Below are 22,256 nucleotides of genomic sequence, written 5' to 3'. Positions count from 1 at the left end.
GCGGATCGTCTTCCGCCAGTGTGCCAGAATAGTCCGCCAAGCGTGTATCCGGGAACCCGATGAGAGCACTCGTACCGATACTGGAAGACATCGCCGCCTCACCCGATGACCGCTCGGCCCAAGCCCTGCTGGAAATCATCGCGGCGCTTCGTCCGCGCGATCTTGAGGCGCCGGGCGCCGCCACCCAGCGGCTGCGGGCACTGATCTCGACGCTGCAGACCCGCCCTCACCTCGCCGAGGGCCTGCGGCACTACCTCTCGGCCCTGTTCGCCTCGCGCCTGCAGCGTTCGCTCTTCGCCGACCTGGGCATCCTGACCAACGACAGCATCTTCGGGGCGATCACCAAACGGGTCGTCTCGAAGATCCTGCCGCCGGCGCACGACGATACCTACCTGCAGGATCTTTTTGCCGCACTGGTCAGCGAGGCCAAGGGCCAGCACTGGATCGCCGAGATCCCCGAACAGGTCATCGCCGAACTGCTGCGCGTCATCGGCTTCGGCAGCGCCTACTCGGGCAACGAGCGGCGGATGGAAGCGGAAATGATCGAGGCCCTGCGCATCCTCTCCTTCCGCCTCGCGGCGTTGGGTCTGGAGCCGGACTTCCTGCGCTATGACAGCGACGCGGCGTCCCACGAATCGCCTTTCGTGGCGCAGACCGACGAAGTGCAGTCGATTTCGTCCGCGGCCTTCGCGGCGCTTTCCGACCGCAGCCTGCCCTGGCCAGACTGGAGCCACCTCGACGTGCTGCTGCAGCAGTGCGAGCAACATGTTGCCCGTATCCGCAAGCTGGCGCGGCAGGGTGGCGCCAGTGTCGCGCTCACCTACGACGCGCAGCGCGCAGGCCAGACGATCGAACGCATGCGCAAGCTGGTGGTGCTTGCGGCCCCGGACAGTTCGGAAGCGCAACAGCGCAGGAAGCTCGCGTTCTTCCGCGAACTGCTGGCCCACGAGGCAGAAAAAAACAGCATCCGCGCGCTGCTGGTCCGGGTCACCGACCTGCTCGCGCTGCAGGTCACCGAGCACGCCAGCCGCACCGGCGAGCACTATGTCACCAGCACCGCCAGCGAACAGGCGGCACTGTTCCGCGCCGCCGCGGGCGCCGGCGTGATCGTCGCATTCATGGCGATCATCAAGATCTACACCGCCAAGGCGCACCTGCCGCCGCTGTGGGAGGCGATTGGCTACAGCCTGAACTACGGCCTCGGCTTCATCGTCGTACACCTGTTCCACTTCACGATCGCCACCAAGCAGCCGGCCATGACCGCCGCCCTGCTGGCTGCAACGATGGATGAATCGCGCGACGGCAAACCGCCGCTCGACACGCTGGAGAACCTGGTCGTCGACGTGCTGCGCAGCCAGTTCATCGCGATCCTCGGCAACGTTGCCGTGGCCTTCAGCGTCAGCCTCGGCGTCGGCTGGCTTTGGATGCAGACCTTCGGTCTGAATATGGTGGATACCGCCAAAGCGACGATCCTGCTCTCCGATCTGCGGCCGCTCGCAAGCCTCGCAATCCCGCACGCGGCCATTGCGGGGGTGTGCCTGTTCCTCTCGGGATTGATCTCGGGTTACTACGACAACAAGTGCGTGTATTCGCGGATTCCGCAGCGGATTCGGCAACTCGCAGGCCTGAAGCGTTGGCTCGGCGCCGAACGGGTGAACCGGGTCGCCGCGTACATCGAAAACAACCTCGGCGCGCTAATGGGCAACTTCCTGTTCGGCTGCATGCTCGGCTGCATGGGCACGATCGGCTTTCTGCTCGGCCTGCCGCTGGACATCCGCCATGTCACGTTCGGCGCCGCCAACCTCGCCTATGGCCTCGCAGCGCAAGGCTTCGACGTGCCAGTGCAGCTCGTCGTGAGTTGCTCACTGGGAGTTGCGGCGATCGGCCTGACGAACCTGCTGGTGAGTTTCAGCCTGGCGCTCTACACCGCGATGAAGTCGCGCCAGGTCCGCTTTGCATATGGCCGTCATCTCTTCGGCCGCGTGCTGCGCCGCATCGCCCGCCGACCACAGGATCTGTTCATCCCGCCGCGTTCTGCGAACACGAAAGACGCCCCCTGAGCGGGCGGCCTGTATAATTCAAGGTTTTTCCGAATTCGTCTGGAGCGCCTGCATGGACGCCGAACGCATCAACGCGATTGCCAACAAGCTCGAGGATCTGAAGACCCGCGAGCACGCCCTACGGGGGTATCTTTGACTACGAGACCAAGCATCGCCGTCTCGAAGAAGTCAATCGCGAACTGGAAGACCCGAACGTCTGGAATGATGCCGCGCGGGCTCAGGAACTAGGCAAGGAAAAGAAATCGCTCGAAGGCGTGGTGCTCACGCTCGACGACATCGTCGCGCGGCTCACCGATTGCCGCGAGCTGTTCGAGATGGGCCAGGCCGAGGAAGACTGGGACACCGTCGAAGCGGTCGACGCCGACGTCACCGGGGTGGAAGAGGTGGTGGTCGGCCTCGAATTCCGCCGAATGTTCAACAACCCGATGGACCCACGCCCCTGCTTCATCGAAATCCAGTCCGGCGCCGGCGGCACCGAGGCGCAGGATTGGGCGGGCATGCTCGAACGCATGTACCTGCGGTACTGCGAGCGCAAGGGTTTCACCGTCGAGTTGCTGGAAGAATCCGAAGGCGAAGTCGCCGGCATCAAGAGCGCCACGATCAAGGTCGGCGGCGACTATGCCTACGGCTACCTGCGCACCGAGACCGGCATCCACCGCCTGGTGCGCAAGAGCCCATTCGATTCCAACGCCCGCCGCCATACGAGCTTCTGCTCGGTATTCGTGTTCCCGGAGGTCGATGATTCGATCGAGATCGACATCAACCCGGCCGACGTGCGCACCGACACCTACCGCGCCTCGGGAGCGGGCGGTCAGCACATCAACAAGACCGACTCCGCGGTGCGCCTGACGCACATCCCCAGCGGCATCGTCGTGCAGTGCCAGAACGACCGTTCGCAGCACCGCAACCGTGACGAGGCCTGGCAGATGCTGCGTGCGCGGCTTTACGAGGCCGAACTGCGCAAGCGCCAGAGCGAGCAGCAGAAGCTGGAAGACACCAAGTCCGACATCGGCTGGGGCCACCAGATCCGCTCCTACGTGCTCGACCAGTCGCGCATCAAGGATCTGCGCACCAACTACGAAGTCGGCAACACGCAAGCAGTGCTCGATGGCGACCTGGAAGGCTTCATCCAGGCCAGCCTGAAGCAAGGCGTCTAAGGACCCCGGGGTGGCGCTGCCGCCCCGCCCTGCATGAACGACAGCTTCAATCTCGATGACTTCCTTGCCGCCGGCGTGTCGCTCGACGACGTGCCGGCGCTGTGGTCGCTCGCCCGCGCGCAGGCGATGGTCGCCGCATTCATTACGCTGTTCCGCGGCGGTGACGAAGAGGTCTTCATCCGCCTGCACATGCTGCGCGAAATCGGCGGCCGCGCGGAAACCCCGCGCTGGGGCCCGGACGAACTGCGCCGCCACTTCGCCTACCTCGACCCGATCAAGCTCGAAACCGTGCTCGCGCGCTTGCGGGAAAACGGTCTGCTGGTGTTCGGCGAAGACCGCCAGTACCAGCTCACCGACGCGGGCCGCAACGCGATGGCGGCGGTCTCGGTGCTGCTGCGCTTCGGCGAGGACGAAGACGCCGAGCTCGGCTTCCTCACCACCCAGCTCGCCGGCATGCAGGTCACTGGCACGGTTACGCCCGAAGTGCTGCAGCACTTGCTGGCCAAGCTCAATGCACTGACCGAATCCTTCGAGGAGGCGATCGCGTCGGGCTCCGAGTTCCGCATCGTCGAGGCGCGCAGCCGCCTTACCGCCAACGTGCGCTGGCTCGAAAAAGGCACCGACATCCTGCGCTCGCTGCTTGACGTCGAAGAAGTCACGCCCGAGATTGCCCGCGTCGCCCACGCCATCGGCCTCGCGCAGAGCAAGCTCGCGCGGGTGGATGCCGCTTTCCAGCGCGCGCTCAACAAGATCGAATCGCAGCGCGTCACGCTCGGCGAATCCGGCGTCTCGTCCTCCGACGTCATGGTCTGGCTGCGCGGCAAGCCCACCGCCGAGATCGCTGCACTGGCCAACGACGCGCTCGGCGCCTCGCCGCAAACCCACTTTGTCGCAGGCGGCCATGAACTCCTGGACCGCGCCGAGAGCGCGCTGTCGGAAGAAGTCCAGCGCATGGAAGCCGACACCCGCCTGCCGCCCGCGCAAGTCGTAGACCAGAACATCGCACCGGAATCGGAAGACCTCTCGCTGCTCTGGAAGCTGACCGACCGCCTGATCAACGTCGCCGAAACCGCGCCAGCGCAGCGCCTGGTGCTGGGCGGCGGCTTCGGCCCGGCAAGCTACCGGCTCTCACTGCTCGCACTGCTCGGCGGCGTCGAGGCGCAGGCCGAAGGCCCGGTCGCTGACCTCACGCAACTGCCCTACGAACTGGTGCTCGAAGACCGACTGGTGCCGGTCCATCAGGACGAGGTCGCGTTCATGTCGGCGGGCAACATCGTGCGTCGCGCTGAGTCGTGATCGTGCCGACCCTCATCACCCTCTACGGCTTGCTCAGCATCGTGTCGGCGGCCACCTATGCCCGCGACAAACGCGCCGCATTCCGTGGCGCTCGGCGTACCCCCGAAGCCACCCTGCACCTGATCGACCTTGCCGGCGGCTGGCCCGGCGGTCTGCTCGCGCAGCAACTGTTCCGCCACAAGACCCGCAAAGTCTCTTTCCAGATCGGCTTCTGGCTGACCGTGGTCACCAACCTCGCCGCGGCCGCGTACCTCGCGCCCGCCCTTCTCGCGCAGCACTGAGGCGCCATGGAACACGACATCACCACCCTCACCGCCCGCCTGCTGGCGCACCGCTGGCTGCCGCGCACTGATGCGCAGGTCAAGCGCGCGCTGGTGGACGAGACCTTCCGGCATGAACTCGAGCATCGGCTGGCTCAGGTTGGCCTGACCTTGCTGGATAACCCCTTCGCGGCCCATGTCGCGGTGGGGCTGAAGGAAGACATGCTCGACGCCGTGTTCGGCGGCCGCGACTACCAAGCCAGCACGATGGGCCTGACGCGCGACGAGATCGCGCTGCTGATCGTGATCTGGGCGCTGATCATCCTGCCCAAGCGCGAACGGCAGCTGGGCCGGCGCCAGCGCGACGACGATGGCCAGAACGACATGTTCGGCCAGGAAAAACCCATCACCCACGGCGAGGAAGTCTCCGGCGCAATTTCCGAGGCGTCGCTACTCGCCGACTTCGGCAGCCAGCTCGGTGGAAAGACCAAGGTGCGCAACTTCGCACTCGGCAAGCTCGCCCGCCTCGGGTTCATCGAACGCCGCAACAACATGATCCATGAAGGGCCGCTGCTCGACGTACTGCTCGACTACCGCGTGCTCGCCGACCGCATCGTCAATGGCACGCTCGCCGACGTGCTGGCCGCGGCGGGGCACAGCGTGCCCTCGCTCGACGAAGAGACCGAAGAAGACGAACCTGCCGACAGCAGCGCCCCCGATCACACAGAAGACGCCTGACCCGCATGTTCCACATCCGCGAAATCGAACTGGTTCACTGGGATTTCTGGCGCCGCTTCACGGTGCCGCTGGATGCCCAGATCATCACCATCGTCGGCCCCAACGGCTCGGGCAAGACGACCCTGCTCGACGCGCTGCGTACGCTGTTCGCGCTGCGTTGTTCCGGCAAGCGGGAATTCCGCCGTTACGTGCGCCGCGCGAATGCGGGCGTCGCGTGGATCCGCGCCACGGTGGCCAACCGCCCGGGCCCGACCGGCAAACGCCCCTTCTTCCCCTGCCTGAAGGACGACATCACGCTCGCCTGCCGCATCAAGCGCGCTGGTGGCGACTGGATCCGCGAATACGTGATCGAAGACGGCATCGTGCCGATCGAAGTGCTCGACGAATCCACGCAATGGGCCGGCCTGCGCGACTACCAGACGCGACTGGCCTACGCCGGCCTGACCCCGGCCATCGCCAAGGTGCTGGCGCTGGAGCAAGGCGACACCGACAAGCTCTGCGAATACACGCCGCGGGCGCTGCTCGACCTGGTCTTCGACGTGTTCGGCGACAAGGAAGTGCTGGACAACTACCAGGCCGCCCGCTCGGAGCAGCAGACGGCGCTACGCGAACTCGAATCGCTGGCGCTGGACCTCGAAAAGCTGCGCGCACAGGCCGAAGCCAAGCGTCTGGAAGCGGACCGATATCTGGAATGGCGCGACCTTGCACGCGAAACGCAAGCGCTCGAAGCCGAGATCATTCCGCGCCTGGAAGTGGCCGAACTCGTCCGCGAAACCGGCGAGGCCCGCGCCAAGCTGCGGGGCGACAAGGTAGAAACCCGTGAGCGCGTCGCCAGCCTGGCCCGCGCTCAGGCACGCCTGGCGGAACTGGACGTCGAACGCGGCGGCGCGAAGGAACAGGTCAGCCATGCCAAGGCCGCACTGGCCGAACACGAGCATGTCTGGCTGGCCGCACGCGACCGCCTGCGCGACCTGGAGCGCCTTGTGTCCGAACGCGATGCCCTGCGCGAACGGGTTGGCCGCGAGCATGGCGCCGACGCCGTCGCCAGCGAGGAAGAGGCCTCCGCCGCCTTCGCCGCCGCCGACACCGCGCGCAGCGAAGTGCGTGCGCTCAAGGCGCGCTTCGAGGAAGTCACCGAACAACTGCGCCAGGCACGCGACAAGGCAGGCCCGCCGCAGGAAGCGGATGTGCGCCGCTTCCGTGGCGAACTGAGCGCTGCCGGCATCGAACATGTCGCACTGGCCGAGATCACCGAGGTCACCGACCCGGCCTGGCAAGGTGCGGTCGAGGCGATCCTGCGCCCCTACCGTTCGCTGCTGCTGCTCGAACGCGAAGACGATCGGTACGAAGCCTGGGCGCTGGGCGAGCGGGAACGTTTCCGCCACTTCCTGGTTGCCGAACGCGCGCCCTGCCCGGGCCCGATGCCCGGCAGCCTGCTCGAAGTCGTGCGCTTTGCCGGCGACCCGCCGCGCTGGCTGGCCGACCTGCTCAACCGCATCCGCCGGATCGAAAGCGCCGACGCGGCGCGCAAGCTGCCCAAGGATCAGGACTGGATCACGCCCGACGGTTATCACCGCGAACGCCGCGGCGCTCGCCACCTAGGGGTTCCGCACGAATTCTGGTTCGGCGCACTGGCCCGCACCGCCCGCGTCGACAACCTCAATACCGAAGTCCGCGATCTGGATGCCCGCTTGCAGGCAGCCCAGAAACGCCAGGACGAGGCCGATGCCCGCCTGCGCGCTTGTCGCGAGAAGCTGCTGGGCCTGCAGGCCGCCGAGCTGATGCTGGCGCGCGCGCCGGAGTTCGAGGCCGCCGCGAACGAGTTGCCCGCGGCACGCGCCGCGCTGGCACAGGCCGAACGGGATCGCGACGCAGCGAAAGCCGAGGTTCAACGCTGCGAGGAAAGCCTGCGCGGCGTCGACATCGAAACCAACCGTCGCCGCGACGAAGAACGCGTCGCGCGCGAAGCGCTGGTCCGGCTGAACGCCGATGCCCGCCCGCAGCGGCTGGAACAGGCTGCGCGCCTGATGCGCCTGCGCAGCAAGCGCCGCGGCATGCCGCGCCACTGGCTGGCCGCGGAGACTCAGGCCGGGCTTGCCGAACAGTTCAACGGTCTCGCCGGCGCCCGCAACGAACTGGCCCGCCTCAAACGACGCCTGACCGAAGGCGACTGGGCGACCGATGAGCAAGTGCTGATCGTGCGTGACAAGCTCAAGCTCGAACTCGACGCCCGCGAACGCGACTATGGCGAACGCAATGCCTACTGCGAACGCACCCGGGTGCTGGTCGATGACGCGCGCTCGGCCTATATCGCGAAGCTGCGTGCCACGGTCCGCCAGTACGGCAAGAACCTGCGCGCGCTCGGCGACCTCGCCGGCATCCATGTCGAATGCCCCACGCCGTTGCTGGAAAATGACGACCTCGCACTGCACACCGCAGGCCTTGAGGTGCAGTTCGACTTCGACCAGAAGGGCATCCAGACGCTCAACGACGGCGAAGCCTCGGGCGGCCAGCAGGTGATGAAGTCGATGATCCTGCTCGTCGCGCTGCTGATGGACGACGCACGGCCCGGCGGCTTCGTCTTCATCGATGAACCCTTCGCGCACCTTGATGTGGCCAACATCGACCGTGTCGGCGCCTTCCTGCGCGCGACGCGGGCGCAATACCTGATCACCACGCCGGTTACGCACAATGCGAACGTCTTCCAGCCCGCCCAGTTGACCCTGGTGACCCGCAAGAAGAAGGGCGGCGAGGACTGGGCGCCTCCGATCGGCGTGCTACGACGCGAAATCTAGCCCTCAAGCCGGCGCAAACATTGCCGATAAGTGACTAATCCACACCGCCAGCGCAGACATGAGCGATAAAAAGGGACTTGCCAGCCTCGCCGGAGCACCTGACCAGAGCATGTTCAAACTGCTCGGGCAGGTGCGGGCCATGTCGTCCAGCCGCGACCGCGAGCAGATGACCTTGCGCCTCGTCACCGCGATGCGCGACGTGCTCGGCGCCTCGGGAGTCACGCTATACGCGGTCAGTGCCTCGCCCAGCGGCCCGGTCGGCGCGATCGTGGCGGTCGCGACGCAAAGCGGCGAACATGTCGCAAACGAAGACGAGGAACATCCACCGGTCGCGCTGCATGACGACAGTTTCCTTGATACCGCGATCCGTTCGCGCGATGGCGTTGCCGAAGAAAACGACGAAGGGAACTACCGACTCGCGCTGGCGATGGGCGATCCCGGCAATCCACACGCCCTGCTGGTTGCCACCAGCAATGCCGCACCCGAACCGCGCGTGCGCGATGCGTTCCTGCATGTCGCCCACTTTTATCAGAATCAACTCGACCTGCTCGATTACGCCGAACTCGACACGCTCACCCACCTGCTCAACCGCAAGACTTTTGATGAAAACTTCGATCGCTTCATCGCAAGCGTCGGTCGTTCGCAGCAGGCCAACCCGGAACGCCGGCAGGAAGACGCGGCGGACCGGCCTTCATGGCTGGGTGTGATCGACATCGACAAGTTCAAGCGCATCAACGACACCTTCGGCCACCTGTTCGGCGACGAAGTACTGCTGCGCGTGGCCGAACTGATGAAGCACTCGTTCCGCCAGCGCGACAAGCTGTTCCGTTTCGGTGGCGAGGAGTTCGTGGTGTTGCTGCGTAACACCAGCGAGACGGACGCGCGGGCAATTTTCGAGCGCTTCCGTGAGGCCGTCGAAACCCACGAATTCCCGCAGGTCGGACAAGTGACCGCTTCGGCGGGCTATACCCGCATCAATCCCTCTCTACCGCCCGCCGAAATGCTCGGTCACGCAGATGAAGCGCTGTATTTCTCGAAAGAAAATGGGCGCAACCAGGTCAATTGTTATGAAGATCTGGTCGACCGCGGGCTGATCGAGGGGCCGAAGCAAACCGACAACAATACCGAGTTGCAGGCGGATATCGACGCGCTGTTCGATTGAGGCCGCGCAGCCGACGCGGTGACGTGGCACGTCTGCTTGACGCCGAATCCGGCGCCGCCCTTGTTTCACCCCTTCGTCCAATCACCGTTCCTGCTGCCGTGCGCCGAGAAGCCACGGCCTGCAATGGCGCAAGCCTTATCCGACGGCCACTTCGGCGCAGGAATATGTCAAAATTCAAGACTTTGCACCGTGGGGCACCCTTGCCCCGGATCGCCACGTTGCGTGGGCGGTCGCGTGCCTTGCCTTGAGCTTCCGCCATGTCCGAAAACAACGACTCCCAGATCCCGGCCCAGGACGAAAACCACATCATCGCGGAGCGCCGCGCCAAGCTCGCGAAATGGCGCGAGACCGGCAAGGCCTATCCCAACGATTTCCGTCGTGAGAATACCGCCGGCAAACTGGACGAGTTGTACGGCGAGAAAGACAACGAGACCCTCGAAGCCAACCCGGTCGAAGTCAAGGTGGCCGGCCGCATCATGCTCAAGCGGGTGATGGGGAAAGCTTCGTTCATCACGGTGCAGGATCTGTCCGGCCGCATCCAGCTTTACGTTACCCGCGACGCGATCGGTGAAGATGCATACGCCGACTTCAAGACCTGGGACATGGGCGACATCGTCGGCTGCGTCGGCACGATCTTCAAGACCAAGACCGGCGAGCTGTCGGTGAAGGCCGCCGAGATCCGGCTTCTGAGCAAGTGCCTCCGCCCGCTGCCGGAAAAGCACAAGGGCCTGACGGACGTCGAAACCAAGTACCGCCAGCGTTACCTCGACCTGATCACTTCGGAAGAGTCGCGTTACACCTTCGTTGCGCGCAGCCGCCTTGTACAGTCGATCCGCAACTACATGAGCGGTCACGGCTTCCTGGAAGTCGAAACGCCGATGATGCATCCGATCCCGGGCGGCGCAGCGGCAAAGCCCTTCGTCACCCATCACAACGCGCTGGACATGGAACTGTTCTTGCGCATCGCGCCGGAGCTCTACCTCAAGCGCCTGGTGGTCGGGGGCTTCGAGAAGGTCTTCGAGATCAACCGCAACTTCCGGAATGAAGGCCTGTCGCCGCGCCACAACCCCGAATTCACGATGATGGAGTTCTACGAGGCCTACGCCGACTACAACCTCCTGATGAATTTCACCGAAGGGCTGCTGCGCCACGCGGCGCGCGAAGCGCTCGGCACCGAGGTATTCCAGTACCAGGGTCGCGAACTCGACCTGTCGAAGCCCTTCCATCGCCTGACGATGGCCGAGGCGATCCACAAGTACCACCCGGGCTTCTCGATGGAGCAGCTCAACGATGCGGCCTGGATGCGCGACAAGCTTGCCGCGATGAAGGTGCCGGTGAAGGGTGATGTCGGTCTGGGTACGCTGCAACTGCTGATGTTCGAAGAGAACACCGAAGCCGAGCTCTGGGAGCCGACCTTTATCGTGGACTACCCGACCGAGATCAGCCCGCTGGCCCGCAAGTCCGACACGCGCCCCGAGATCACCGAGCGTTTCGAGCTGTTCATCGTCGGCCGCGAAATTGCCAACGGATTCTCGGAGCTGAACGATCCGGAAGACCAGGCCGAGCGCTTCCTGGAGCAGGTCAAGGCGAAGGACGCTGGCGACGAAGAAGCGATGTACTACGACGCCGATTACGTCCGTGCGCTGGAATTCGGCCTGCCGCCAACCGGTGGTTGCGGCATCGGCATTGACCGCCTCGTCATGCTGCTGACCGACAGCCCTGCAATCCGGGACGTCATCCTGTTCCCGCAGATGCGTCCGGAGTAATCTGGACCACCCGTTCGACGCGAGCACCCCAGAGTGAGCACTGACTACCGCCCCCTCGATACTGCGAGCCTCCACTTCGGCGAAGACGGCACGCCGTACTCGATCAAGTACGACGACGTGTATCACCCCCACGCAGGGGCGATGGGACAGGCGCGTCATGTGTTCCTCGGTGGCTGCGGGCTGCCTGCCGGCTGGCGTGGCCTCGAGGACTACGTGATCATCGAGACCGGATTCGGTCTCGGACACAATTTCCTCGCCACCTGGGAAGCCTGGCGGACGGACCCGAAACGCAGCCGCCGCCTGCATTTCATTTCGGTGGAAAAGCACCCGTTTTCGGTCTCGGATCTGGCCGAAGCACATGCCGCGTCCGGCGCCCCGCCGGACCTCGCCGCCAAGCTGCGTGCGCAATGGCCGCTGCAGATGCCGGGCTTCCACCGCCTGCACTTCGACGAAGACCTGGTCACCCTGACCCTGCTCTTCGGCGAGGCCCACATGATGCTGCCCGAACTGCATGCGCAGGCGGATGCGATCTATCTCGACGGGTTCGCACCGGGAAAAAACCCGGACATGTGGTCACCCGCTGTATTCGAGGCGCTCGCGGAGCGAGCCCACTCGGAAACCCGCATCGCAACCTGGTCGGTCTCCGCCTGGGTGCGGACCGCGCTCGCAGAGGCGGGATTCCTCACCGACAAGCAAGCCGGCTTCGGCGGCAAACGCGAAATGCTGTGCGGCCGCGCGACGACGATTTCTGAGCGCAGACAGACCCCGACCGAGCGCAAGGCTATCGTGATCGGTGCCGGCCTCGCCGGAACCTCGATGGCAGAGCGACTCGCGGCCCGCGGTTGGGACGTGCAGTTGCTCGAGTCCGCACCACAACCGGCGCAGGGCGCATCGGGCAATCTGGCCGGCGCGTTCCGGCCGCTGCCCTCGGCCGACGACAGCCGCCTGTTCCAGATCACCCGCGCCGGCTTCCTGTACGGCCTGCGTCACATCAAGGGCCTTCAGGCAGAAGAGTTGAAGGTCAAGTGGGCGCCGTGTGGCGTACTGCATCTGGCACGCGACGCCGAGCAGGAAGAAAAGCAGCGCCAGGTCGTCGAAGCGATCAAGGCGCCGCAGGATTTTGTCCGCTACGTCGACAAGAAGCATGCGGAAGGCATTGCCGGCGTGCCGGTCGCATTCGGTGGCTGGTACTTCCAGCTGGGCGGCTGGATCAATCCACCGAGTCTCTGCGTCGCCAACCTCGCCCGCTTCCCGGGTCGCATCACCGGCCGTTTCGGCGTGACGGTCGCCCGACTGCAACGCGTCGGAAAGATGTGGCGCGCCGTGACCGGCGAGGGTCAGGTCATTGCGGAAGCGCCGGTCATCGTGCTGGCCAACGCAGCCGACGCAAAACGCCTGGCGCTGGCGGACTGGATGCCCTTGCGCATCGCCCGCGGCCAGGTCACGCACCTGCCTGAAGATGCGGTCCCGGCGCTCAAGACCGTGGTCTGCGGTCAGGGCTACGCGACGCCAGCCATCGATGGCGTGACCAGCGCCGGGGCCACCTTCTTCGCCGACGACGAGTCGACCCATGTGCGCCTGGGCGATCACCTTGAAAACCTCGACAAGCTGCAGAAAATGCTGCCGGGGTTCGCCAGGAATGCGCCGATGGACCGCCTCGGCGGGCGAGTCGGGCAACGCCCGGTTTCGCTGGACCGCATGCCGATCGCCGGCGAGTTGCCGTCGGTGATGAGCGGGCGTGGATTCGACCTCACCAGTGTTCCGCGCCACGCTGGCCTTTACATGCTTTCAGGCTTCGGCGCGCGAGGCCTGGTCTGGTGTTCGCTGCTCGCCGAGTTTGTTGCGAGCCGCATCGCCAATGAACCTTCGCCCTTGCCCGAGTCCCTCGCCGATCGCGTGGATCCGGCGCGCTTCCTGTTCCGCAAGATCCGCAGCGCTCCGGTTCCGGAAATCTGAATCCGATCGCCACGCCCCCGTCATGGGCGGCGTGGCAATCGCGATACAGATGTAAGCGTGCGTAACACCTGTCCTCTGTTTGACGCACGCGGCGTTATCGTGACTGCATACCCCTAACGAGGAGGCAGTCATGCTCAGTCCCAACACCGTGCCGCAAACATCGCGCATGCATCCGATGCTGTGGATCGCAGCCGGCTCTGTCACCCTGTTCAGTCTGACCGGCATCGCCGCGTTGACCGGCGTATTGCCGATCGGCCACGCCAGCGCGCCGCAATCCGATGCAATGGCAACGCAGCCCCCCGGGAGCACCGTGTCGTCACCGGTCGCGCCCATCGCGCCGGTCGCTGCTGCGTCCGAACCCGCGGCACCCGTCGCAAGTCCTGCCAAAGCCCCGGCTGAAATGAAACCCGCACACGTTCCCTCGCGTGAAGTCGCCCACACGACGACCAAGCCGGTGAAGCATCACGAGAGCAGCAAAACCAGGCCGATTGAAGTCGCACACAGCGAAGAAGCGCAGCAGCGGCCAGCATCGACCATTCCGACCCGCGCCCCGGACACATCAAGACCGGTGCAGGTGGCCCGCTGTGACGAATGCGGGGTGGTCGAGAGCGTGCGCGTCGTCGAACACGAAGGCCAGGGCACGGGCCTGGGCGCAATTGGCGGTGCGATCCTCGGCGGCGTGCTCGGGCATCAGGTTGGCGAAGGCACCGGCAAGCAGGTGGCCCGCATCGGCGGGGCGATCCTCGGTGGCTTCGCAGGCAACGAAGCGGAAAAACGCATCCGCAAGACGCAACAGTACGAAATCACCGTCCAAATGGACGATGGCAGCCGGCGTACGCTTACCCAGACCAACGGATCTCAATGGCATGCCGGCGACAAGGTGAGGGTGGAGTCTGGCACGCTGGTGAGTCGTCACGCGAATACCGCGAGCGGCGCAGAATCCGACCCCGCGCCTGCGATGCTGTAAGCCTCTCACCTGGAACGCGGGCTGCCTGTTTTTTGTGCAGCCCGTCATTTTTCTTTCACATCAGTAGCTTGGATGTCCCATACAGTGTTCATCCACAGCTTGCCCCCCAGACTCTGGGGACACCGTATCTTGACGCGCGGACGACCTGCTCAAAAATGAGGCAACGGGAATAATTCCCTTTCGGGCGCGGCACTTGCGGGTGTCGTACGCAGCTTATCCACAGGCTCTTCCCCAGCTTCTGGGGATTCATGCCTTCAGCAGCGCGCCCTCCGAATCCCTTACCGACACTTTCACATCGAAGCCATCGCGCACGCTCTGGGTCACCACGCAGAACTCCTCGAACTGCGCGAGCACCCGATCGAGATGCTCGAACTGCGCGCCGGACTTGCCCAGCCGGATCGACACATTCACCGCACCTACGCGCAGGCGCTTGGCCTCGTTGCGGACCATCTCGACGTCGACATCCACCGTCACCGGATCCGGCTCGTTCTTGAACTTCTTCAGCGCGAACATCAGGCTTGCCGCAAGGCAGTTCGCCACCGCGGCAGCGAGCAGACGCGAGGGGTTGGGCCCCGCGTCTTCGCCCAGCGGCGGCGGCTCGTCCGTCGTGATCGGCGGGATCCCGCTGTCGAGGAACTCGACGAGGAACTGGTAGTTCTGTTGTTGCGTCAGACGCAGCTTGAAACCGGTGTCGCTCATGACTCGCTCCCGTTCAGGCGCGGACAACGGCCGCGCGAGCCCAACGCACGATCTCTGCCGCAGGTCGCGCCCCCGCTTCGCGCGCAAGCTCCTGCCCACCCTTCACCAATGAAAGGGTCGGGATGCTGCGCACGTTGAACATGCCGGCGATGCGCGGTTGAGCTTCGGTATCGAGTTTGGCGAACACGACTTCACCGGCCATCTCTTTTGCCGCCAGCGCGAACTGCGGCGCCATCATCCGGCAAGGCCCGCACCAGGCCGCCCAGAAGTCGATCAGCGCCGGCAGATCGCTCTTGGACGCGAAGGCTTCGAAGTTGGCTTCGGTCAGTTCAACCGGCTCGCCAGTCAGCAAAGCCGCTTTGCATTGACCGCACACCGGCCCGTCCTTGAGCCGTTCTTCCGGCACACGGTTGAGGGTCGTGCAGTGGGGGCAGACGATTTGCATGGGATTCTCCGTGGGATGGCAACGCGCCACTTCTCCGATATGGGGACGTTCCAGACGAACGAAAGTTCAGCCGTGGATGCCGCCACGCTTGACGCCCAACTTGCTGAGGATGTCTTCCATCAGGCACCAGCGGGTAATGCCGCTCTGGAAGAGATTCACGCCGACAAAGGCGGTGAAGGCGAGGAACCACTGGCTGACGAAGATCGGGCTGCCGGGGATGCCCAGCGCGAGCGAGAGCATCACAAAGGCTCCGGCGATGATGCGGATGAGGCGTTCGGTGGTCATGTTTCTATCTCCTTATGTTCAGGCAAAGCGGCGCTGGTTGAGCGCGTAGTACAGGATGGGGATCACCACGAGGGTGAGCAGGGTGGACACCGCGATGCCGAACAGCAGCGACACCGCGAGCCCGTTGAAGATCGGGTCGTCGAGGATGAACAGCGCGCCAAGCATCGCCGCCACCGCGGTCAGCACGATCGGCTGCGCCCGCACGCCGGCCGAGCGGATCACCGCTTCGCGGAAGGCAATCCCCTGCTCGACCTGCAGGTTGATGAAGTCGACCAGCAGGATCGAGTTGCGCACGATGATGCCGGCCAGCGCGATCATCCCGATCATCGAGGTAGCGGTGAATTGCGCGCCCAGCAGCGCGTGCCCCGGCATCACGCCGACGATGGTCAGCGGGATCGGCGCCATGATCACCAGCGGCGTCAGATAGCTCTTGAACTGCGCGACCACCAGCAGGTAGATCAGGATCAGGCCAACCGCGTAGGCCGCACCCATGTCGCGGAAGGTTTCGTAGGTGACCTGCCACTCGCCGTCCCACTTGAGCGCATAGCCCTGCCAGGCGTCGTCCGGCTGGCGGATGAAGGTCTGGCCCAGCGTGCCGCCTTCGTCGAGCTTCAGGTCATTCAACTTCCCGCGGATGCCGAACATGCCGTAGAGCGGGCTGTCGAGCTTGCCGGCCATGTCGCCCACCACATAGGTCACCGGCATCAGATCCTTGTGGTAGATGACGCGGTCGCGCTCGCCGTGGACCACGTCGACGAGATCGGCGAGTGGCACGGTGCGGCCGTCCGCGGTGCTGAGCGGCAGCTTCAGCAGCGCGTCGAGGTTCGACAGCTTCTCGGGCGGCAACTGCAGCCGCACCGGTACCGCGTACTTGCTCTGCCCGTCGTGCAGCCAGGTCGCATCCGCGCCCTGCCCTGCGGCGTAGAGTGCTTGCGCGATCTGCGACTGGCTCACGCCCAGCTGCGCAGCCTTGCCCTGTTTCACGCGTAGCGTCATTTGCGGCGAGGCGGCGGTGTCAGTGCTGTCGGTATCGACGATGTAGGCGGTACCCTCGAAGGCAGCCAGCACTTTCTTCGCCACCGCGCGACGGCCAGCGTCATCCGGGCCGTAGACCTCGGCGACGATGGGGCTCAGCACCGGCGGTCCCGGCGGCACTTCCACGACCTTCACCCGCGCGCCGTGGCGCTTCGCGATGGCCTGCAACGCGGGGCGCACGGCGAGCGCAATCTCATGGCTCTTGCGATGGCGGTGATGCTTGTCGACCAGGTTCACCTGGATGTCGCCCAGTTCGGTCGAGGCGCGCAGGTAGTACTGGCGCACCAGCCCGTTGAAGTTGATCGGGCTCGCGGTGCCGGCATAGGCCTGGTAGTCGGTCACCTCCGGCACCTTGGAGATCGCCGCGCCCATTTCGCGCAGCGCCGCCGCGGTGTCCTCGACCGGCGTGCCGGGCGGCATGTCGACCACCACCTGGAATTCGCTCTTGTTGTCAAAGGGCAGCATCTTCAGCACCACCCACTCCATCGCCGGCAGTGCGAGCGAGATCACGATCGCGCCGCCGACGCCCGCCCACAGCTTGCGCCGTGCCGACTTTCCGGACTGCGGATCAAGGAAGGGCCCGAGTACCTTGCGTGCAAGCCCCATCACCTTGCCCTCGCGGGCTTCCTCGGCATGCGCCTCGCCCGCGCCGCCGTGGTGGGCACCCAACCACTTGTTCGCAAGCCAAGGGGTGACGATGAAGGCGATCGCGAGCGACAACAACATGCCCATGCTCGAATTGATCGGGATCGGGCTCATGTACGGCCCCATCAGCCCGCTGACGAAAGCCATCGGCAGCAGTGCGGCGATGACGGTGAGCGTCGCAAGGATGGTCGGCCCGCCCACCTCGTCCACCGCCTGAGGGATGATCTCCCACAGCGGTTTGTCGGGCTCCAGCGCGCGGTGACGATGGATGTTCTCGACCACGACGATGGCGTCATCGACCAGGATGCCGATCGAGAAGATCAGCGCGAACAAGGACACGCGGTTGAGGGTGAAGCCCCAGGCCCAGCTCGCGAACAGCGTTGCCGCCAGGGTCAGGATCACCGCCGCACCGACGATTGCAGACTCGCGACGGCCGAGCGCGAACCACACCAGCGCGATCACCGAGGCGGTCGCGAAAGCGAGCTTCTGGATCAGCTTGGTGGCCTTGTCGTCGGCGGTCTGGCCGTAGTTGCGGGTCACCGTCAGTTCAACGTTCGACGGCACGAGCTGGTTGTGCAACGCCTCAACGCGCTGGATCACCGCTGCGGCCACGTCCACCGCGTTCTCGCCAGCCTTCTTGGTCACCTGCAGCGTTACGGCAGGGAACTCCCCCGCCGCCTTGCCGGTGACGCCGTGCCACACATAGCGGCCCGGCATCGGTGCGCCACCCTCTACCCGTGCGACGTCGGAGAGATACACCGGCCGCCCGTTGCGGCTGCCGATCATCACTTCGGCCACTTCGCGCGCTTCGGCCAGGTAGGTGCCCACCTCGACGCGGACCAGCTTGCTGTCCGCAGCCAGTTCGCCGCCCGGCAGCACCAGATTGCGCGCCTGCAAGGCCTGCGTAACCTGGCCGACCGACATGCCCACGGCCGCGAGGCGATCGGCGTCCAGCCACACGTTCACCGCATTCCCGGGGCCGCCAATGGTGCTGACTTCGCGCGTGCCCTTGACCCGCTTCACCTCGGCTTCCAGCGCGTGGGCCACGCGCTCCAGCTCGAACGCGCCCGCGTCCGGGTCCTTTGTCCACAAGGTCAGCGCAACGATGGGCACATCGTCGATACCCTTGGGCTTGACGATCGGCTCCATCACGCCCAGCCCCGCAGGCAGCCAGTCGCGGTTGCTGTGCAGGGTGTCGTAGAGGCGCACCAGCGCTTCGGTGCGCGGCACGCCGACCTTGAACTGCACGGTCAGGATGGCGACACCGGGGCGCGACACCGAGAAGATGTGCTCCACGCCAGCGATCTGGTCGAGCACCTGCTCGGCCGGCCCGGCCACGAGGCGTTCGACGTCGGTGCTCGATGCCCCCGGGAAGGGGATCAGCACGTTCGCCATCGTCACGTTGATCTGCGGTTCTTCCTCGCGCGGCGTGATGCCTGCCGCGAACACCCCCAGCAGGAACAGCACGAGCGCGAGCAGCGGCGTGATCGCATTACGCTGGAACAGGGCTGCGATGCGGCCGGAGATGCCCAGGCGGTTATCGGTATGGCTCATTCGCTCAGCCTCACTTCGCCGCGGCGGCAATGCCCGCCTTGACCGGCTCCAGCGCCACCTGCTCGCCCTGCTTCAGACCGGCGAGCACCTCGACACGACCGCCGCCGAGCGACTCTCCGAGCCGTACCTGGCGCTGCTGGAATCGGCCGTCTGCGGTCTTGACGTACACCGCGTTCAGCTCGCTGCGCCGGATCACCGCTGCCTGCGGAATCGCCAGGCGCTGTGTTTCACCCAAGGCAAAACGGGCACGTGCAAACTGACCCGGCGTGCCTTGTGCATCAACCGGCAGATCGACACGGACTTCGGTGGTGCGGGTGTTCGGGTCAGCAGCGGGCAATACGCTGGTGCGCGTGCCGACGAGAAGCTTGCCGCCGATCTCGATTTCAGGCGCGATTCCCTTCGCCAGACCCTCGCGCACGGCAGTGAGCTGGGATTCGGGCAAGAAGGCTACGGCGCGCAGTGCGCCAGGCTGGAACAGCGTTGCAATCGGCTTGCCCGGCGCTGCCATGTCCCCGGTTTCGACATGCGTCGCCGCCACAACGCCGTCGTAGGGCGCAGTGACCAGTGCATGGCTGCGCGACACCGAGGCTGCGCTGGCGCCGGCACGCAGCGCGTCAACCCGCGCACGCAGCGCCTTCACCTGCGCATCGGTCTGCTCCACCGCCGACGGACTGACGAAGTTCTGCTTCGCGAGCGACTGGTTCCGCCTGAGATCGAACTCCGCCTTTGCCAGGCTCGCCTGAGCCTCGGCAATTGCAGCCTGGCTGGAGGCTTCTGCCGCGCCCAGCTCCCGATCATCGATGCGCGCCAAGACCTGCCCAGCCCTGACCCTGTCGCCCGCCTTCACGGCAAGCTCCAGCACGCGCCCCTGTACCTGTGACGCAACGACGCTCTGCCTTACGGCCTGCACGCTCGCGTCGGCGACATAGCCGCCAGCAGCCGGCGAGCGCGTCACCGCGGCGACCGGCAGGTCTGCCGCGCCCGCGAACACGCTTACCCCCCACGCCATCCAAAGCAGACTACGGATCTTCATTCCCTCGGTCCTTGTAAATAGCGTTCAGCCTGCCTATCAATATATAACCACTAAGCGATCTTTTCAAGACTTGTTCGCTTGATAACCAATGGGATATATTGAGCGCGCACTCCCGCCGACGGATATCAGCATCATGGCCTTACCTGAACAAGCAATCGACCGCGTCGCCCTTTACTTCAAGGCGCTTTCCGATCCGACCCGTCTGCGTATTCTCAATTCCCTGCGCGAGAACGAGCGTTCAGTCGGTGAGCTCACCGACATCGCACAGTGCAGCCAAGCCAACGTATCAAAGCACCTGAGGGTGCTGGCCGATGCAGGCATCGTTGCGCGCACTGCGCGTGGCACCACCACGATCATCAGCGTCGCGGACCCTGGCATCTACGACTTGTGCGCACTGGTGTGCGATTCGGTGGCGAGGGAACTGGAAAAGGATCTGGCGCTGCATCAGGCGCTGATGGCGAGCCGGCAGTCCGGCTGAAGCCGAGGCCACAAAGCTGCACATCACCTGCCTTCAAATGAGGCACAGCAGGCGGGGCACCTGTGGCCAAGTCCGTCCGCCCGCCATCCACAGGCTATCCACAGAGTGATGCACAGGAATTGTGGATAGTCTGACGCGGCAGCCGCAAAGCCGGCCCGCCGCGCCGATACGACCTCAGCCTACCCGCGCACGTTCCTCGTCACGCAGGCTGCGTCGGAGGATCTTGCCGACGTTTGTCTTCGGGAGTTCGTCGCGGAATTCGACCCGCGCCGGCACCTTGTAGCCCGTCAGGCGTTCGCGGCAGAACGCGATCAGGGCCTTCTCGGTCAGCGAGTCGTCGCGTCGCACGACGAACACCTTGACCGCCTCGCCGGATTTCTCGTCCGGCACGCCGACCGCCGCCACTTCGACGACGCCCGGATGCCCGGCCACCACGTCTTCCACTTCGTTCGGGTAAACGTTGAAACCGGACACGAGGATCATGTCCTTCTTGCGATCGACGATGCGGAAAAAGCCCTTGTCGTCGGCCACCGCCACATCACCGGTGCAGAAGAAGCCGTCGGCGGTCATCACCTTGCGCGTCTCGTCCGGCCGCTGCCAGTAGCCGGCCATCACCTGCGGGCCGCGCACACACAGTTCGCCGGGGTGGCCCAGCGGCACCTCATGACCCGTGTCGTCGCGAATCGATATCTCGGTAGATGGCACCGGCAGGCCGATCGTGCCGTTGTAGGCTGGCAAGTCGAGCGGATTGATGGTCACCGCAGGTGACGTTTCGGTGAGGCCATAGGCCTCGAGCAAGGGTTTGCCGGTGAGCTTTTGCCAGCGCTCGGCCACCGCACGCTGCACCGCCATACCGCCGCCCAGCGTGAGCTTGAGCGTCGAGAAATCGAGGTCACGGAAGTCATCGTTGTTCAACAGCGCATTGAACAGCGTGTTCACCCCGGTCAATGCGGTAAAGCGATAACGCGAGAGTTCCTGAACGAAGCCGGGTATGTCGCGCGGATTGGTGATCAGCAGATTGGCAGCGCCGATGCGCATGAAGGTCAGGCAGTTCGCCGTGAGCGAGAAGATGTGGTATAGCGGCAGCGCTGTGACGATAAGCTCCTCGCCCTCCTTCACCCAGGGTGCGAGCCAGGAATAGGCCTGCTGCAGATTCGCGACAATATTCCGATGCGTCAGCACCGCCCCCTTCGAGACGCCCGTCGTACCGCCGGTGTACTGCAGGAACGCAATGTCATCGAGCGTTCGTGGCACGGCGTGAAAGCCAGCGCGCTCACCGCGCTGCAGCACCTCCTTCAGACGTACCGCGCCAGGGATGTGCCAGTGCGGCACCATCTTCTTGACGTACTTGAGCACGAAGTTAACCGCCCCGCCCTTGAGGCCCGGGAACAGGTCACCCAGCCCGGTGACGATCACCTTCTCGACCGCGGTGCCGACAATCGCCTCGGCGACCGTGTGCGCGAAGTTCTCCACCACCACGATGACGCGCGCGCCGGAATCCTTGAGCTGGTGATGCAGCTCGCGCACGGTGTACAACGGGTTGCAATTGACCACCACGCCGCCCGCCCGCAGCGTGCCGAACACGCTGACCGGATACTGCAGCACGTTGGGCATCATCACCGCGACGCGATCGCCGGGCATCAACCCCAGTTCGCTCTGCAGGTAGCCGCCAAAGGCCTGCGACAGCAGATCGAGTTCGCGGTAGGTCATCCGTACGCCCATGTTGATGTACGAGACCTTGTCCGCAAACCGGGCGACGCTCTGCTCGAATACATCGACGACCGATGCATACTTGCTCAGGTCGACTTCGTGCGGCACGCCTTCCGGATAGCTCTTCAGCCAGATCGGTTCCATCCTTCCCCTCCTCCCGGCCCCCCGGGTTTTTCTTGTATTGCCATCTTGGCAGGCCGCGCCGCTTGGGCGCA

17 protein-coding genes are annotated in these 22,256 nt (G+C 65.1%); 11 read left to right on the top strand and 6 right to left on the bottom strand.

Annotation, left to right across the window (positions count from 1 at the left end):
• Positions 1-59: 59 nt before the first annotated feature.
• The 10 genes from GGR36_RS01935 to GGR36_RS01890 all read left to right on the top strand — a co-directional run bounded on the left by GGR36_RS01935 (position 60) and on the right by GGR36_RS01890 (position 14,157).
• Positions 60-2,060: a site-specific recombinase gene (locus GGR36_RS01935; RefSeq protein ID WP_183631320.1), complete on the top strand. Its 2,001-nt coding sequence runs from the start codon at positions 60-62 to the stop codon at positions 2,058-2,060.
• A gap of 52 nt (positions 2,061-2,112) precedes the next feature.
• Positions 2,113-3,217 (top strand): peptide chain release factor 2 gene (prfB, locus tag GGR36_RS01930; RefSeq protein ID WP_183631318.1). Its coding sequence is split into 2 segments (ribosomal slippage): positions 2,113-2,193 and positions 2,195-3,217, totalling 1,104 coding nucleotides; the frame shifts between segments, so codons are not numbered across the junction.
• Positions 3,218-3,250: 33 nt separating this feature from the next.
• The gene (locus GGR36_RS01925; protein ID WP_183631316.1) at positions 3,251-4,513 is read left to right on the top strand and encodes a hypothetical protein; all 1,263 of its coding nucleotides are present in this window, start codon (positions 3,251-3,253) and stop codon (positions 4,511-4,513) included.
• A gap of 2 nt (positions 4,514-4,515) precedes the next feature.
• A complete protein-coding gene (locus GGR36_RS01920; protein WP_183631314.1) occupies positions 4,516-4,794 on the top strand; it encodes a DUF1294 domain-containing protein in 279 nt (92 codons plus the stop codon).
• Between the two features lie 6 nt (positions 4,795-4,800).
• On the top strand, positions 4,801-5,511 hold the full coding sequence (locus tag GGR36_RS01915) for a hypothetical protein (RefSeq protein ID WP_183631312.1): 711 nt from the start codon (positions 4,801-4,803) through the stop codon (positions 5,509-5,511).
• 5 nt (positions 5,512-5,516) lie between these two features.
• Positions 5,517-8,306, top strand: coding sequence for an AAA family ATPase (locus GGR36_RS01910; RefSeq protein ID WP_183631310.1), 2,790 nt, complete (start codon positions 5,517-5,519; stop codon positions 8,304-8,306).
• Positions 8,307-8,364: 58 nt separating this feature from the next.
• Entirely contained in the window at positions 8,365-9,468 is a 1,104-nt protein-coding gene (locus GGR36_RS01905) for a GGDEF domain-containing protein (protein WP_183631308.1), read from the top strand.
• A gap of 257 nt (positions 9,469-9,725) precedes the next feature.
• Complete coding sequence (gene lysS, locus GGR36_RS01900; protein ID WP_183631306.1) at positions 9,726-11,234, top strand: lysine--tRNA ligase; 1,509 nt, start codon at positions 9,726-9,728, stop codon at positions 11,232-11,234.
• Positions 11,235-11,267: 33 nt separating this feature from the next.
• A complete protein-coding gene (mnmC, locus tag GGR36_RS01895) occupies positions 11,268-13,190 on the top strand; it encodes a bifunctional tRNA (5-methylaminomethyl-2-thiouridine)(34)-methyltransferase MnmC2/FAD-dependent 5-carboxymethylaminomethyl-2-thiouridine(34) oxidoreductase MnmC1 (protein ID WP_183631305.1) in 1,923 nt (640 codons plus the stop codon).
• A gap of 130 nt (positions 13,191-13,320) precedes the next feature.
• Entirely contained in the window at positions 13,321-14,157 is an 837-nt protein-coding gene (locus tag GGR36_RS01890) for an outer membrane lipoprotein (RefSeq protein ID WP_183631304.1), read from the top strand.
• A 246-nt stretch (positions 14,158-14,403) separates the two neighbouring features.
• Here the strand turns inward: GGR36_RS01890 and GGR36_RS01885 are convergent, their stop codons facing one another.
• The 5 genes from GGR36_RS01885 to GGR36_RS01865 all read right to left on the bottom strand — a co-directional run bounded on the left by GGR36_RS01885 (position 14,404) and on the right by GGR36_RS01865 (position 19,853).
• Entirely contained in the window at positions 14,404-14,856 is a 453-nt protein-coding gene (locus GGR36_RS01885; RefSeq protein ID WP_183631303.1) for an OsmC family protein, read from the bottom strand.
• Between the two features lie 13 nt (positions 14,857-14,869).
• Positions 14,870-15,301 carry a thioredoxin TrxC gene (gene trxC / locus GGR36_RS01880; RefSeq protein ID WP_183631302.1) on the bottom strand — a complete coding sequence of 144 codons (432 nt, stop codon included), beginning with the start codon at positions 15,299-15,301 and terminating at the stop codon, positions 14,870-14,872.
• Between the two features lie 66 nt (positions 15,302-15,367).
• Positions 15,368-15,586 (bottom strand): YgaP family membrane protein, encoded by a 219-nt coding sequence (locus GGR36_RS01875; RefSeq protein ID WP_183631301.1) that lies wholly within the window; start codon positions 15,584-15,586, stop codon positions 15,368-15,370.
• Positions 15,587-15,604: 18 nt separating this feature from the next.
• The gene (locus GGR36_RS01870; protein ID WP_183631299.1) at positions 15,605-18,820 is read right to left on the bottom strand and encodes an efflux RND transporter permease subunit; all 3,216 of its coding nucleotides are present in this window, start codon (positions 18,818-18,820) and stop codon (positions 15,605-15,607) included.
• 10 nt (positions 18,821-18,830) lie between these two features.
• Positions 18,831-19,853, bottom strand: coding sequence for an efflux RND transporter periplasmic adaptor subunit (locus GGR36_RS01865; protein WP_183631297.1), 1,023 nt, complete (start codon positions 19,851-19,853; stop codon positions 18,831-18,833).
• A 133-nt stretch (positions 19,854-19,986) separates the two neighbouring features.
• Here GGR36_RS01865 and GGR36_RS01860 point away from each other — a divergent pair, with 133 nt between their 5' ends.
• Positions 19,987-20,331: an ArsR/SmtB family transcription factor gene (locus GGR36_RS01860; RefSeq protein ID WP_242533114.1), complete on the top strand. Its 345-nt coding sequence runs from the start codon at positions 19,987-19,989 to the stop codon at positions 20,329-20,331.
• Positions 20,332-20,505: 174 nt separating this feature from the next.
• On the opposite strand, the gene fadD is transcribed toward GGR36_RS01860, so the two are convergent.
• Positions 20,506-22,185 (bottom strand): long-chain-fatty-acid--CoA ligase FadD, encoded by a 1,680-nt coding sequence (fadD, locus tag GGR36_RS01855; protein WP_183631295.1) that lies wholly within the window; start codon positions 22,183-22,185, stop codon positions 20,506-20,508.
• Between the last annotated feature and the right edge of the window lie 71 nt (positions 22,186-22,256).

The sequence above is a fragment of the Niveibacterium umoris genome, assembly GCF_014197015.1.
GTDB classification, from domain to species: domain Bacteria; phylum Pseudomonadota; class Gammaproteobacteria; order Burkholderiales; family Rhodocyclaceae; genus Niveibacterium; species Niveibacterium umoris.
Note: the sequence above shows the minus strand (reverse complement) of the source record. Positions and strands in the feature narration are given on the sequence as shown.

What these genes read in the sequence shown, in the direction of transcription:
- GGR36_RS01935 (WP_183631320.1), top strand. Translation starts at nt 60, where the DNA reads ATGAGAGCACTCGTACCGATACTGGAAGACATCGCCGCCTCACCCGAT.
- GGR36_RS01925 (WP_183631316.1), top strand. Translation starts at nt 3,251, where the DNA reads ATGAACGACAGCTTCAATCTCGATGACTTCCTTGCCGCCGGCGTGTCG.
- GGR36_RS01915 (WP_183631312.1), top strand. Translation starts at nt 4,801, where the DNA reads ATGGAACACGACATCACCACCCTCACCGCCCGCCTGCTGGCGCACCGC.
- GGR36_RS01910 (WP_183631310.1), top strand. Translation starts at nt 5,517, where the DNA reads ATGTTCCACATCCGCGAAATCGAACTGGTTCACTGGGATTTCTGGCGC.
- GGR36_RS01905 (WP_183631308.1), top strand. Translation starts at nt 8,365, where the DNA reads ATGAGCGATAAAAAGGGACTTGCCAGCCTCGCCGGAGCACCTGACCAG.
- lysS (WP_183631306.1), top strand. Translation starts at nt 9,726, where the DNA reads ATGTCCGAAAACAACGACTCCCAGATCCCGGCCCAGGACGAAAACCAC.
- GGR36_RS01890 (WP_183631304.1), top strand. Translation starts at nt 13,321, where the DNA reads ATGCTCAGTCCCAACACCGTGCCGCAAACATCGCGCATGCATCCGATG.
- GGR36_RS01885 (WP_183631303.1), bottom strand. Translation starts at nt 14,856, where the DNA reads ATGAGCGACACCGGTTTCAAGCTGCGTCTGACGCAACAACAGAACTAC.
- trxC (WP_183631302.1), bottom strand. Translation starts at nt 15,301, where the DNA reads ATGCAAATCGTCTGCCCCCACTGCACGACCCTCAACCGTGTGCCGGAA.
- GGR36_RS01875 (WP_183631301.1), bottom strand. Translation starts at nt 15,586, where the DNA reads ATGACCACCGAACGCCTCATCCGCATCATCGCCGGAGCCTTTGTGATG.
- GGR36_RS01870 (WP_183631299.1), bottom strand. Translation starts at nt 18,820, where the DNA reads ATGAGCCATACCGATAACCGCCTGGGCATCTCCGGCCGCATCGCAGCC.
- GGR36_RS01865 (WP_183631297.1), bottom strand. Translation starts at nt 19,853, where the DNA reads ATGAAGATCCGTAGTCTGCTTTGGATGGCGTGGGGGGTAAGCGTGTTC.
- GGR36_RS01860 (WP_242533114.1), top strand. Translation starts at nt 19,987, where the DNA reads ATGGCCTTACCTGAACAAGCAATCGACCGCGTCGCCCTTTACTTCAAG.
- fadD (WP_183631295.1), bottom strand. Translation starts at nt 22,185, where the DNA reads ATGGAACCGATCTGGCTGAAGAGCTATCCGGAAGGCGTGCCGCACGAA.